The sequence below is a fragment of the Janthinobacterium sp. SUN211 genome (assembly GCF_030587315.1).
GTDB classification, from domain to species: Bacteria; Pseudomonadota; Gammaproteobacteria; order Burkholderiales; family Burkholderiaceae_D; genus Janthinobacterium; species Janthinobacterium kumbetense.
Genome location: NZ_JAPWIC010000003.1, coordinates 582,286 through 595,697, shown reverse-complemented (window position 1 = coordinate 595,697; position 13,412 = coordinate 582,286). Strand labels below are relative to the sequence as shown.

Here is a 13,412-nt window from a genome sequence, read left to right as displayed (position 1 = left end):
CTATAATTCGGCTCGCAAGCCCTCTGCGCATTGCACCATTTCATTGAGTGTCATGACTAATCTTAGCAAAATATTATCCCTCGAGAACGTCCTGCTGGACCTGGAAGTCTCCAGTAAAAAGCGCGCCTTCGAGCAAGCCGGCCTGATCTTCGAAAACAATTACGGCATCGCCCGCTCTACCGTCTCGGACAATCTGTTTGCCCGCGAACGCCTGGGCTCGACCGGTCTGGGCCATGGCGTGGCCGTGCCGCATGGCAGGGTCAAGGGCAGCAAAACCTTGAAAGCGCCCCTGGGCGCCTTCGTGCGCCTGGCCGAGCCGATTCCATTCGAATCGCCCGATGGCAAGCCCGTCAATCTGCTGTTTTTCCTGCTGATTCCAGATCATGTCACCCAGCAACATCTGGAAATCCTGTCGGAAATCGCCGAAATGTTTTCCGACGACGCCTTCCGCACGGCCTTGGCCACGGATCCGGAACCGAAATCCGTGCATTCGCGCATCGTCAATTGGCAACCCAGTCTGCAAGCGGCGGGTTAAACTTCAGGTATTCCTCCACTCCTGAAGAAGACTGCCATGTTGCAAACGCCGCTGACGATACAACGCCTGTACGACGATAATCGTGAAAGTCTGCAACTGGGCTGGTTCGCCGGCTTCCCCGGCGGCGAGCGCCTGATCTCGGGCGACGTCTCGTCGGCCGCCGACCAGGTGGGCCACTTGAACCTGATCCATCCGGGCCGCATCCAGGTCTTCGGCCACCAGGAAATCAATTACTACCAACGCCTGAAGGTCAACACGCGCACCCACGTGATCGGCGAACTGATCGCCGGCGGCCCGCCCGCGCTGATCATCGCCCAAGGGCTGGAAACGCCGCCCGACATCCTCGCCATCTGCGACGAACAAAACATTCCCCTGTTCTCCACCCCGCTGCCGGCCGCGCAAGTGATCGACTTCCTGCGCGTCTATCTGTCTAAAAAGTTAGCACAGCGCATCATCATGCATGGCGTGTTCATGGACGTGCTGGGCGTGGGCGTGCTGATCACGGGCGATTCGGGCCTGGGCAAGAGCGAGCTGGGGCTGGAGCTGATCTCGCGCAGCCACGGCCTGGTGGCCGACGACGCCGTCGAATTCTCGCGCATCGCGCCCAATATGATCGAAGGCCGCTGCCCGCCCCTGCTGCAAAACCTGCTGGAAGTGCGGGGACTGGGCTTGCTCGATATCAAGGCCATCTTTGGCGAAACGGCCGTGCGCCGCAAGATGCGCCTGAAGCTGATCGTGCACCTCGTGCGCCGCAACGCGCTGGAAGAAGAAGTCGAACGCCTGCCGTTCCTGTTCCCCACGGAAGACGTGCTGGGCTTGCCCGTGCGCAAGGTCGTCATCCCCGTCGCCGCCGGCCGCAACATCGCCGTACTGCTGGAAGCGGCCGTGCGCAATACAATTTTGCAACTGCGCGGCATCGATACCTTGCAGGAGTTCATGGAACGGCAACGTTTGGCAATGAGCGGCGACTAGCGTTGCAAGAAGCACGCCCTCTTTTGTTTAACCAATACTACAGTCGAAATTGCAATAATTTGTAAAGATAGTTGCCTTGGGAGCGGAGCGCCGGTCTTTATTGTATGATCGGGTTATGCATATCGTCCTTATCACCGGAATATCCGGCTCCGGTAAATCCGTCGCGCTCAATGTGCTGGAAGATACCGGTTACTATTGTGTCGACAACCTGCCACCGGCCTTGCTGCCCAGCCTGGTGCAGACCCTGCTCGACGAAGGTACACCGCAACTGGCCGTCGCCGTCGATGCGCGCAGCGCCGAGTCGCTGACCAGCCTGCCGCACAATGTGGCCCTGCTGCGCGACCAGGGGCACGATGTCAAGGTCATGTTCTTGACAGCCACCACGCATTCGCTGGTGGCACGCTTCTCGGAAACACGGCGCAGCCATCCGCTGTCGCACGAATTGCGTCCGAACCAGAATCCAGCCAGCCGCCGCACCCTGATCGAATGCATCTCGGAAGAACGGGAACGCCTGTCGGCCATCGAACAGCTGGGCCATGTGATCGACACGTCGGAACTGAGCGCCAACAAGCTGCGTGCCTGGATCAAGGATATCGTCGCCTCCGAACGCGCGCCGCTGACCCTGTTCTTCGAATCGTTCGCCTTCAAGCTGGGCGTGCCGCTGGATGCCGATTTCGTCTTCGACGTGCGGGCCTTGCCGAATCCCTATTACGACCTGGCCTTGCGCCCCCTCGACGGCCGCGACGCGCCCGTGATCGCCTTCCTCGACGCGCAGCCCAGCGCGCTGGAACTGCTGGCCGACATCCGCGCCTTCATCGAGAAATGGTTGCCGTCATTCAAGTCCGACAACCGCAGCTACCTGACGGTAGCCCTCGGCTGCACGGGCGGCCAGCACCGCTCCGTGTACATGGCGGAGCGGCTGGCGCAATATTTCGGCCCCAACGAGCGCGTGGTTCTACGCCACCGCGAGCGCAGCTAGTTAATCGAGGTGGCGCAGCGGATGCGCCGCGGCCGGCCAGACGGGGGCAAAGAAGCGCGCCACCATGGCTGCATCGACTTCGTCCAGGCTGGCGGGATTCCAGCGGGGCGCATTGTCCTTGTCGACCACCAGCGCGCGCACGCCCTCGAGCACTTCGCCATGTTCGAAATTGTGGCGCACGACTGTGCGCTCCAGGCGCAGGCAATCGGCCACGCCCAGGTGGGCGCCCCGCTGCAGCAATTCCAGGGTCACCGACATCATCAAGGGCGAACGCAGGCGCATGGCCGCCAGCGCCTTGGCGGCGAACGCGCTGTCGTCCTGCGCCAGCGAGGCCATGATGGCCGCCGCCGAACCCGCACTGAAATGGCGGTCCAGCGCTGCGCGCGCCGTGGCCAGGGGAGAAACGCCTGCCTCGGCCTGGAATGGTGCCGCCAGCGCCTTGATGGCCACAGGCAAAGCCTCGCCCGGCGTCGATTCAAACAGGTCCAGCAGCGCCCCCATCTGCGCTTCGGGCAGGTAGACATCGGCCAGGCCCGTATACAGGGCGTCGGCCGCGTTGATCGTCAAGCCCGTCAAACCCAGGTACAGGCCCAGCTGGCCGGCCAGGCGGGACAGGAAATAGCTGCCGCCCACGTCCGGGAACAGGCCGATATTGACTTCCGGCATGGCCATGCGCGTGCGGCCCGTCACGATGCGCAAGCGGTTGCCTGGCCCGGCTTGCGCCACACCCATGCCGCCGCCCATCACCACGCCATCCATCACGGCGATATACGGTTTCGGGTAGAAATGAATTAAATGATTTAAAGCATATTCTTCCGTAAAGAAATCTTCCAGCAGGGCGCTGCCGCCTTGCGGCGTGGCCAGACCCGCATCGTAAAAGAAACGGATGTCGCCACCGGCGCACAGGGCTTTGTCGCTGCTGGAGCGGATCACGACGGCGTCCACCTGCGGATCGTCGCGCCAGGCCAGCAGGGCCGCGCTCAGGGCGCGCACCATCTCCAGCGACAGGGAATTCAAGGCTTTCGGACGGTCGAGCACGATGTGCCCGGTGCGGTTGCGGATGGAAGTCTGGACGAAGTCGCTCATGGCAGGCAGGAAAGAAGTGGAAGTGCGAATATTCTAATGCCTGCGCGGGGAACATTGCGTTCCGCTGGGCGCAAAAAAGGGCGCAATGTGCGCCCTTAGTTGATCACAACTGCTGGAAGCGGGTGGCCTTAGACGGCGACGACGGCTTCTTCCTCGGAGTTGTCTGGCAGATGCTTGATCGCCTCTTTACCGTGCCCTTGCACTTTGGTTTTGTATTTCATCACTTGCCTATCGAGCTTGTCGATCAGGGTATCGATCGCGGCGTACAGGTCGTGCGCCAAGCTTTCCACATAGACAGTCTTGCCGCTCAAACGCAGGTTGACTTCAGCCTTTTGACGTTTTTCTTTCTCTTTGAGGTTATCCACGGTCAGAATCACGGCGATATCGATGACTTGATCGAAATGACGTTTCACGCGCTCCAGCTTCGTTTGTACGTATTCACGGATGGCTGGTGTCACTTCGAGATGATGTCCGCTGATGGTGAGATTCATACACACTCCTAAAGATGATCGGGTTCGTGCGGTCCATCCTATCCGGCCCGCAGAGGAACCGAAAAAAACTTACAAACACTTACGCAGGCTCACTGGCGGAATTTTTAATGCTTCCCGGTATTTGGCAACAGTACGTCGCGCAATCACCATGCCTTGTTCCCCCAGCATGTCCGCAATCTTACTGTCGGATAAAGGATTTTTAGGGTCTTCTGCTCCTGTCAGTTGCACGATCAATGCCCGTATCGCCGTCGATGACGCTTCGCCCCCCGCTTCGGTGGCGACGTGGCTACCAAAGAAATATTTCAACTCGAACATGCCGTGCGGGGTCAGCATGTACTTTTGAGTTGTTACCCGCGAGATAGTACTCTCGTGTAAACCCAGTGTATCAGCTATTTCACGGAGCACAAGGGGGCGCATGGCAACGGCCCCATGCGAGAAAAAGTTCTTTTGTCTTTCTACTATCGCCTGCGCCACACGCAGGATCGTGTCGAAGCGCTGGCGCATATTCTTGATCAGCCACTTGGCTTCCTGCAACTGTGCGCCCATGGCGCCCTCCCCCTTGCCTTGCTTGAGCAAGTTGGCGTACATGGCGTTGACGCGCAGGCGCGGCATGACGTCGTTGTTCAGGGTGACTTGCCAGCCATTGCGCGCGCGCTTGACGACGACGTCGGGCACCACGTAATCGGAGACGTCCGAGGCGAACACGGCGCCCGGATGCGGATTGCACTGGCGAATCACCGTCTGCGCTTCGCGCAAGTCTTCATCGTCGCAATCGAGGGCTTTTTTCAGCTTGTTGAAATCGCGCTGGGCAAACCAGGCCAGGTGCTTTTCCACGATCACGAGGGCCATACGCCGCGTCACCATGGCGATGTGCGGCAAGCGCTTGATTTGCAGGGCCAGGCATTCGGACGCATTGCGCGCGCCCACGCCCGGCGGATCGAAACTTTGCAGCAGCGACAAGGCCGTGCGCATCTCGTCGGCGTCGATTTCCAGCTCTTCCGGCAGGCGCGCCAGGATGTCGTCGAGCGACTCTTCCAGGTAGCCATTGTCGTCCAGCGCGTCGATGATCAGTTCGACCAGTGCGCGGTCGCGCAATTCGAGCACCGTCACGCGCATCTGCTCCATCAAGTGTTCGCGCAGGGTGCAGTGATGGGCCTCCAATTGCGGACGCGAATCTTCGTCGTCGGGCGCCTTGCCCCGGCTCGCCTCGCTCCAGTCGCTGTCGCCGCCATCCGCGGCGACCGGGCTGTCGCCCCCCTCGCCGTCAAACGCTTCCGCTTCGGCCGGCGCTGCGGGCGCCTCCTGGCCTGGCGGCTGGGGCGGCGCTTCGGCCGGCGCGGCCGTGGAACTCAAGGCCCCGTCGGACAGCAGGCGCAGCGAGCGGTCGAGCGGATCATCGAGGCGTTCGAGCAAAGGATTGTCCGTCAGCAATTGCTCTAATTCCTGGTGCAATTCCAGGGTAGACAATTGCAACAGGCGTATCGATTGCTGCAACTGCGGCGTCAGTGCCAGGTGCTGCGAAGTGCGCAGCTGCAATGATTGTTTCATTGGCTTACATGCGGAAGTGTTCGCCCAGATAGACCCGGCGTACCGACTCGTTCGCGATGATGTCGTCGGGGCGTCCCGACGCCAGCACCGAGCCCTGGTTGATGATGTAGGCACGGTCGCAAATACCCAGCGTCTCGCGCACATTATGATCGGTAATCAGCACGCCGATATTGCGCTCCTTCAAGAAACGCACGATGCGCTGGATCTCGATCACGGCGATCGGATCGACGCCGGCGAACGGCTCGTCGAGCAGCACGAAACGGGGATCGGTGGCCAGCGCGCGGGCGATTTCCACGCGGCGGCGTTCGCCACCGGACAGGGACAGCGCCTGGTTCTCGCGCAGCTTTTCAATCTGCAGGTCGGCCAGCAATTTATCCAGCCGTTCCTCGATCTCGGCCTTCGTCAGCGGACGGCCTTCGACGGTCTGGATTTCCAGCACGGCGCGGATATTGTCTTCCACCGTCAGCTTGCGGAAGACGGACGCTTCCTGCGGCAGGTAGGACAGGCCCATCTGTGCGCGGCGGTGGATCGGCAGGCTGGAGATATCCACGCCGCTGATATCGATGCTGCCGCCATCGGACGGCACCAGGCCGACGATCATGTAGAACGAGGTGGTCTTGCCGGCGCCGTTCGGGCCCAGCAAGCCCACCACTTCGCCGCATTCGACTTGCAGCGAGACATCATGCACGACTTGCCGCTTGCCATAGGTTTTTTGCAGCCCGCGAACGATCAGGGTGCTGCCGCAACGTGTATTTTCCATTATTTCTTTCCTGGCGCGGGCGTGGCCGGCGCTTTCTCCGCTGCCGGCGCCTTGGTCTTCGGCTGGATCACCATGCGCACGCTGCCGCCATCGGCGGTGCTGGTGCCGCTGTTGGAATTTTCCATCGCAAATTCTTCCTTGCGGCTGTCATACGAGATGAAGGCGCCGTTGGCCACATCGGTGACTTTCGCCCCTTCCAGGCGCGTCAGCTTGGCTCTGGAAAACAGTTTCACCACTTCCGTCTTGTTGTCGTATTCCACGCGCTCCGCTTCGCCTTCGACCCACAGGTCGCCCGCGCCATCGCGCTTCTGGCGGAAGGTCGCGAGCTTGCCGGGATCGGCCCAGAAGGTGATGAACTGGTAGCCTTGCGGGTCTTCCGTGATCAGGGCCCGGCCCGCCTTCATGGTCAGGGTACCCTTGACCAGCACGACGTCACCCGTCAGGGTGCGCACCTGCTTGATGTCATCGACGTGGCCGCTGCGTGCCGTGATGACGGCTTCCTTCTCGGAATCGGCCTTCTCGGCATGCGCCACGCCCATGATGGCCAGCGAAAATACGGTCAACAGCAAGATGTTCTTCATAATATGGTTTCCTTGTTTCATTCTGTCATTTTGCCGCCGCGGCCGGGCGCGGTTTCGGCGGGAGGACCATGCGCAGCGCATTCTGCACTTCCACCACGCCGGTGGCGTTATTCGCCTTCATGCCGACGCCATTGATGCGCGAGGCGCCCGTCAGGATATCGACAGGCACATCCGTTTCCATTCTTTCCTCGTCCGGAAACACCGTCAGCGCTTCCGTCTTGACCGTCAGGTTCTGCGCCTTCGGACTGGCCACGCGGTCGATCACGACCTTGCGGTGCAGTTGCAGCCGGGTATTATCCTGGTCGATATGCGCCAGTTCCGCATTCATGTTCATCGGCGGCATGCCTGGCGTGAGCTTGCGCACGAAGGGCTGGTCGATATCGGACGAGTCGTCCAGCGGATAATGCGTGAGCTTGGTGCCCGACACGATATAGCTGGGTTTACCCGTCAAATCCATGCGCACCAGGCTGAAATTGGTGATGAAATAGTCAGGTTCATCCAGATGCTTGCTGGCCGTGATGTCCTGGCCATTCTTGTTCATCACCTCGAGCAGCCAAAAGCTGCCCAGCGCGACGACAACCGCGCCCAGCACGGTAAAAATCATGCGCCAGCGATGGGCGCCTCCTGGCTTACGCATAGGGCTTCACTCTTTCAAAGGTCACTGGCGAGGCGGCGCGCCTCACTCCAGGAACGGCGCCATGACGCGCGCATAGTTGTCCTGGGCGCGCAGCAGGAATTCGCAGATCTCGCGCACCGCGCCGCGGCCGCCGCCGGCCTGCGTCACATGGTGCGCCAGACCCTGCGCCTCCGGACGCCCGCCCGGCACGCTGACGGCAAAGCCCACGCGTTTCAGGATGGGCGCGTCGATGACGTCGTCGCCGATATAGCCGCATTGCTCTTCCGTCAAGCCCGTCAGCGCCAGCAATTCGCGAAACGGCGTCAGCTTGTCGTGGCCGCCCTGGTGCACATGGGTAATGCCCAGGTCTTGCGCGCGGCGCGCCGTGATGGCCGAGCGGCGCGCGCTGATGATGGCCGTCTGCACGCCCGATTCCTGCAGCAGCTTGATGCCCAGGCCATCATACACATTAAACGTTTTCATCATCTCGCCGTCCGGGCCGAAATGCAGGCTGCCGTCGGTGAGCACGCCATCGACGTCAAAGATCATCAGTTTGACCTTGGCCGCCCGTGCCAGGTTGTCCGCTACGCTGTCCATCAGATCACCTTCGCTTGCGTCAGATCATGGATATGCAGCGCGCCCACCAGCTTGCCGTCGGCATCGACGACCAGCATCTGGTTGATGCGGAACTGCTCCATCACGGCCACGGCGTCGACGGCCAGGCGTTCGGGCGCGATACTGCGCGGCTGCGCATGCATAACGTCGCGGATCGCCACTTGCGTGAAATCCTGCACGCGCTCGAACATGCGGCGCAGATCGCCATCCGTAAACACGCCCACGGGGCGGTTGTCCGCATCGACGACGGCCGTCATGCCCATGCCTTTCTTCGTCATTTCTTCCAGCGCCTGCAGCAAGGAAGCGTCCACGGGCACCTTGGGTACGCGTTCGCCGCTGCGCATGACGTCATGCACGTGCGTGAGCAAACGGCGGCCCAGGGCGCCGCCCGGGTGCGAGCGGGCGAAATCTTCTTCCTTGAAGCCGCGCAAGTCGAGCAAGGCCACGGCGATCGCGTCGCCCAGGGCCAGGGTGACGGTGGTGCTGGCCGTCGGCGCCAGGTTCAGCGGACAGGCTTCTTTCTCAACAGAAATATCCAGGTGCACGTCGGCCAGCTGGGCCAGGCTCGAATTGGGCTTGCCCGTCATGGAAATCAGCACGCCGCCCATGCGCTTGACGACGGGCATTATGGCCATCAATTCCGACGATTCACCGGAGTACGATATGGCAATAAAAGCATCGTCCGAGGTGACCATGCCCAGGTCGCCATGGGCCGCTTCGGCCGGATGCACGAACAGGGCCGGCGTGCCGGTGGAAGCGAGGGTGGCGGCAATCTTGCGCGCGATGTGACCGGACTTGCCGATGCCGGAGACGACGACACGTCCCTTGCATTGCAGCAACATCGCCACGGCGCGGCCCACGCTGTCGTCCGTGGCCAGGCGCGCATGCAGCGCAACGATGGCGTCGGACTCGATCTGCAAGGTGGTGCGGGCCAGCGCGACAGCGCGCTCGGTCGTCGCTTGCATGTCAATTCGATCAAAAGCTTTCAGCATTGTTTTTTCATGGGTTACACTCATGCCCAAAGTATAAACGAATTAGGAAAGCAAAAAACTTGCCAGTCACAACAAACAACGATTTCCATTGACCGTACCGGGCAACCCATGTTTTCCTCGCTTGAACTGACCCTGATGTTACTCGGCAGCGCCGTGCTGGGCGTGGTCGCTTTCAGAATGTTGCATTTGCCGCCCATGCTGGGCTACCTGGCCGTCGGCATCGTCATCGGCCCCCACGCGCTGGGCCTGGCGGCGGAAAACGAGGCCAGCCACACCTTGGCCGAGTTCGGCGTCGTCTTCCTGATGTTTTCCATCGGGCTCGAATTTTCTCTTCCCAAATTCCTCGCCATGCGGCGCATTGTCTTCGGCCTCGGCATGGCGCAGGTGGTCACCACCATCATCGCCACCGTCGTCTTCGGCTGGTTTGTCGCCCGTTACCTGTCCGCCTACATCCACCTGAGCTGGCAAGCCGCCTTCGCCCTGGGCGGCGCGCTGGCCATGTCGTCGACGGCCATCGTCTCGAAAATGCTCACGGAGCGGCTGGAACTGGAAAGCGAACACGGCCGCAAGATCATCGGTATCCTGCTGTTCCAGGACCTGGCCGTCGTGCCCCTGCTGATCCTGATTCCCGCCCTCACCCGCGATTCGGACAACCTGGCCGAAACCCTGGCCTGGGCCGGCGGCAAGGCCCTCGTCGTGCTCATTTTGCTGCTGTTCATCGGCCAGAAGATGGTGCGCGGCTGGCTGACCATCGTCGCCAAGCGCCGTTCGCAAGAGTTGTTCATGCTCAACCTGCTGCTGATTACCCTGGGGGCGGCGTGGATCACGGAACGGGCAGGCTTGTCGCTGGCCCTGGGGGCCTTTGTTGCCGGCATGCTCATTTCCGAGACGGAATTCAAGCACCAGGTGGAAGAGGATATCAAGCCCTTCCGCGACGTGCTGCTGGGCCTATTCTTCATCACCGTCGGCATGCTGCTCAATATCCGCGTGGTGCTCGACAACTGGTGGCTCGTGCTGCTCTTGCTGTGCGGCCCCGTGCTGCTGAAATTCGCCCTGATCGCGGGCCTGGCCCGGCTGTTCGGCTCCAGCAACGGCGTGGCCTTGCGCACGGGGCTGGGCCTGGCGCAGGCGGGCGAATTCGGCTTCGTACTGCTGAACCTGGCCGGCGGCATCAAGCTGATGGACCCGTTCGTCGTGCAGGTGGTGCTGGCGTCGATGGTGCTGTCGATGCTGGTGGCGCCCTTCCTCATCGCCAAGTCCGACGCCATCGTCATGAAACTGGCGGCCAACGACTGGATGATGCAATCCTTGGCGTTGACGAAGATCGCCACGCGCACCATGGCGTCGCAGAAACACGTGCTGATTGCCGGCTTCGGCCGCAGCGGGCAAAGCCTGGCCACCCTGCTGGCGGAAGAAAAGATCGAATACCACGCGCTGGACCTGGACCCGGAACGGGTACAGGAAGCGCAGCTGGCCGGCGCCCACGTGTCGTATGGCGACGCGGGCCGGCGCGAAAGCCTGGTAGCGGCCGGTATCTACCGGGCCAGCGCCGTGGTGATCACGTATGCCAACACGCCTTCGGCACTGAAATTATTGCATTTACTCAACGAAATGGCGCCCACCTTGCCCGTCATCGTGCGCAGCCACGACGATACCGACCTCGACCAGCTGAAGAAGGCGGGCGCGGCCGAAGTGGTGCCGGAATTGATGGAAGGCAGCCTGATGCTCGCTTCGCACGCACTGATCATGATGGGCGTGCCCCTGCGCCGCGTGGTGCACCGGGTGCAGGCCGCGCGCGAGGAGCGCTATGCCTCGCTGCGCGGCTATTTCCACGGTTCCAGCGACGCGGGCGACGATGCCGAGCTGGAACGCCTGCATACGGTCACCGTCAGCGACGGCGCACACTGCGTGGACTTGCCCTTGAGTGCGATCGACGTGGCCGGCTGCGGCGCGTTTGTCACGGCCATCCGCCGCGGCCGCGGCCGCCTCGACGTCACCCCCGAGACGCAGCTGGCCAGCGGCGACGTGGTAGTGCTGCGCGGCACGGCCGACGCCGTGGCCAAGGCAGAAACATTACTACTGAAATAACTATTCGGACGGTGCCTGCCAGCTGATGACCTTGTTGCGGCCATCGGCCTTGGCCTGGTACAGGGCCTGGTCGGCGTGCGCCACCAGTTGCTGCGCCACCGTTTCGATCGGTAGCAGCGCCGCGTCCGCCTCCAGGCTGGCCACGCCGATCGAGACGCTGACCCACGCTTGCGCGCTGCCCGGCAAGTCGAACATGGTGCCGGCGATGCTGGCGCGGATGCGTTCGGCAACGAACGTCGCACTGTCGAGGTCGGCGTCGATCAGCAGCACGACGAATTCCTCGCCGCCGAAGCGGCCCAGCGCATCGGAGCGGCGCAATTCCGTGCGGATGCGCGTGGCCACTTCGCGCAGCACTTCATCGCCGCCCTGGTGGCCATAGGTGTCATTGACCAGCTTGAAATGGTCGATATCGATATACATGCATGAAATGCAATAATTCTGGCGCCGCGCGCGGGCGATTTCTTCCAGCAGCCGGCGGTCGATATAACGGCGGTTGTAGACGCCCGTCAAGGAATCGGTCAAGCCGATGTATTTCAGCATTTCATTGCTGATCACGTTTTCCAGGCAAATGGCGATGATGGAAGCCATGTGCTTGATGAAATCCGTGCCCAGCACGGGCGTAAAGCGCGTCACGTCGCTGCTGGCCAGGTTCAGGCTGCCAATCAGGCGCTTGTTGCGCAGCAAGGGCACCAGCGCCACGCTGCGCAGGGGCGAGCCGATGCCCGGGAAACGCGGGCCATGCACGGCGGCATCGAAGGCGCCCAGCAGCGGCAGCGGCGGCAAGGCCGCTTCGCCCTCGGCCACGGGGGCCGACGGGGCAAAACCCAGCTCCGCCACGGCATGCACGAACAGCAACTGCGGGAAGGCGCTGAAATCGACGCCCAGCTTTTCCATCACCAGCACGATATCGTCATCCTCGTCGAGCAGGCTCAAAGTAACGCCGTCGAGGTCGGAAATCACGGGCAAGGTGCGGAAAATGGTGCCGATCAGCTCGGGAAACGTGGACGCGCCGACGATTTCCAGATCGAACGCCTGGTGGCGGCACATGATGTCGTGGTTGCGCTCGACCTGTTCCAACAGGAAAGCCATGCGCGCCCGCAAGGCCTGGTTTTCGGCTTCGAGGCTGGCAATGCGCGGGTCCGGCGGTATTGCTTGATTCATAGAAACCTTAAACCCTTCTGTGCGGGCGCCATGCTTAAAATGCCAGTTCGAAACCGATGTCCTGCCCCACTACGATACGCTCATCGCCGCCTTCGGTGACGATGGCGTTCATGCCGAAGCAGATGGCGCCGTCAAGCTCGGGCTTGGCGCGGTAGCCATGCATGACGTCGAGCGGGTCCGGTCCGGGCACGCCCGTGGCCTGGTCCACCGACGGAATCGGGCAGCGCGAGCACGGCTTGACGGGTTTTAACACGGTCGCGCCGAATTGCAGGAAGTCGGCGTAGTCTTCCTCGAAGGCGCCGATATCGCCGATGACGAGATTGGGACGGAAACGGTTCATCGGCAAGGCCTCGCGGCCGGCGGCGCGCAGCTTGTCATTGACGTCGGCTAGCGAGGCGCTGCCGGCGATCAGCACCGGATAGCCATCGGCAAACATGGTCGAGGCGGCCACGCCATCCGTCCACTTGGTGCTGGTGGCGCGCACCACGTCCGGGTGAAAGCGCACCAGGCGGCACGGCACGCCGACGGCCTTGGTAAACCAGGTGGCCGTGACGTCGTCGCAATCGTAGGCGCGCACGGTATCGTCCCACACTTGCACGTCCAGCATGGGCGCCAGTTGCGGATGCGGCAAGCCCAGCTCGATTTCCAGCCGCAACATGCCCGGCGCGCGCAATTCCAGGGTGGTGGCCTTGATGGACGGCACGATCAGCGCCATGCGCGGATGTTCGCGCTGCGTCAGGAAACGGCCGTGCTCGTCCACCACCATCCATTCGCGGTCGAACACGTGCTCGCTCATCAGCCCTGAACGCGTCAGGACAGCCTCGCGCAAATGGATGCCGGCGCACGATTTGATCGGATACAGGATGATGTCGGACAGGATAGCCATGGACAGGGGAGAAGGAACAGTGTTGCTGCTTCAGCCAGGAAGTTATTCAAAAACGAAGTATGGCAGCAAAGCGGGCAAGCGTAAATCCGCCAAGCCCAGCCG

The 13,412-nt window shown here is 61.9% G+C and carries 14 protein-coding genes; 4 read left to right on the top strand and 10 right to left on the bottom strand.

Translation table 11 applies throughout. The features are described 5' to 3' along the window. The first annotated feature begins 52 nt into the window (after positions 1-52). The 3 genes from O3301_RS13945 (at position 53) to rapZ (ending at position 2,486) form a co-directional block, all read left to right on the top strand. Positions 53-535, top strand: coding sequence for a PTS sugar transporter subunit IIA (locus tag O3301_RS13945; RefSeq protein WP_071079718.1), 483 nt, complete (start codon positions 53-55; stop codon positions 533-535). A gap of 36 nt (positions 536-571) precedes the next feature. Then, positions 572-1,507 (top strand): HPr(Ser) kinase/phosphatase, encoded by a 936-nt coding sequence (gene hprK / locus O3301_RS13940; RefSeq protein ID WP_034753337.1) that lies wholly within the window; start codon positions 572-574, stop codon positions 1,505-1,507. Between the two features lie 115 nt (positions 1,508-1,622). Next, positions 1,623-2,486, top strand: coding sequence for an RNase adapter RapZ (gene rapZ / locus O3301_RS13935; protein ID WP_035824128.1), 864 nt, complete (start codon positions 1,623-1,625; stop codon positions 2,484-2,486). Here the strand turns inward: rapZ and O3301_RS13930 are convergent, their stop codons facing one another. The 8 genes from O3301_RS13930 to O3301_RS13895 form a co-directional block, all read right to left on the bottom strand. Further along, on the bottom strand, positions 2,487-3,572 hold the full coding sequence (locus O3301_RS13930) for an enoyl-CoA hydratase/isomerase family protein (RefSeq protein ID WP_305056643.1): 1,086 nt from the start codon (positions 3,570-3,572) through the stop codon (positions 2,487-2,489). A gap of 128 nt (positions 3,573-3,700) precedes the next feature. Beyond that, on the bottom strand, positions 3,701-4,063 hold the full coding sequence (gene hpf, locus O3301_RS13925; protein WP_034778388.1) for a ribosome hibernation-promoting factor, HPF/YfiA family: 363 nt from the start codon (positions 4,061-4,063) through the stop codon (positions 3,701-3,703). Positions 4,064-4,132: 69 nt separating this feature from the next. Beyond that, positions 4,133-5,611 carry an RNA polymerase factor sigma-54 gene (locus tag O3301_RS13920; protein WP_099665689.1) on the bottom strand — a complete coding sequence of 493 codons (1,479 nt, stop codon included), beginning with the start codon at positions 5,609-5,611 and terminating at the stop codon, positions 4,133-4,135. A gap of 4 nt (positions 5,612-5,615) precedes the next feature. Next, positions 5,616-6,371 carry an LPS export ABC transporter ATP-binding protein gene (lptB, locus tag O3301_RS13915; protein ID WP_077398949.1) on the bottom strand — a complete coding sequence of 252 codons (756 nt, stop codon included), beginning with the start codon at positions 6,369-6,371 and terminating at the stop codon, positions 5,616-5,618. Beyond that, on the bottom strand, positions 6,371-6,952 hold the full coding sequence (lptA, locus tag O3301_RS13910; RefSeq protein WP_077398947.1) for a lipopolysaccharide transport periplasmic protein LptA: 582 nt from the start codon (positions 6,950-6,952) through the stop codon (positions 6,371-6,373). Before lptA ends, lptB begins: the two co-directional genes overlap by 1 nt. A 25-nt stretch (positions 6,953-6,977) precedes the next feature. Further along, positions 6,978-7,589 carry an LPS export ABC transporter periplasmic protein LptC gene (gene lptC, locus O3301_RS13905; RefSeq protein WP_289905730.1) on the bottom strand — a complete coding sequence of 204 codons (612 nt, stop codon included), beginning with the start codon at positions 7,587-7,589 and terminating at the stop codon, positions 6,978-6,980. Between the two features lie 42 nt (positions 7,590-7,631). Beyond that, on the bottom strand, positions 7,632-8,165 hold the full coding sequence (locus O3301_RS13900; protein WP_077398943.1) for an HAD family hydrolase: 534 nt from the start codon (positions 8,163-8,165) through the stop codon (positions 7,632-7,634). Next, entirely contained in the window at positions 8,165-9,199 is a 1,035-nt protein-coding gene (locus O3301_RS13895; protein WP_369811625.1) for an SIS domain-containing protein, read from the bottom strand. Before O3301_RS13895 ends, O3301_RS13900 begins: the two co-directional genes overlap by 1 nt. Before the next feature lie 84 nt (positions 9,200-9,283). Between O3301_RS13895 and O3301_RS13890 the strand changes: the two genes are divergently transcribed. Further along, positions 9,284-11,263 carry a monovalent cation:proton antiporter family protein gene (locus O3301_RS13890; protein ID WP_289905731.1) on the top strand — a complete coding sequence of 660 codons (1,980 nt, stop codon included), beginning with the start codon at positions 9,284-9,286 and terminating at the stop codon, positions 11,261-11,263. Here O3301_RS13890 and O3301_RS13885 read toward each other — a convergent pair whose 3' ends face one another. Together O3301_RS13885 and O3301_RS13880 are read right to left on the bottom strand one after the other, a co-directional pair. Further along, positions 11,264-12,424, bottom strand: coding sequence for a diguanylate cyclase (locus tag O3301_RS13885; RefSeq protein WP_289899498.1), 1,161 nt, complete (start codon positions 12,422-12,424; stop codon positions 11,264-11,266). A gap of 34 nt (positions 12,425-12,458) precedes the next feature. Next, positions 12,459-13,310 (bottom strand): MOSC domain-containing protein, encoded by an 852-nt coding sequence (locus O3301_RS13880; protein WP_289919393.1) that lies wholly within the window; start codon positions 13,308-13,310, stop codon positions 12,459-12,461. Between the last annotated feature and the right edge of the window lie 102 nt (positions 13,311-13,412).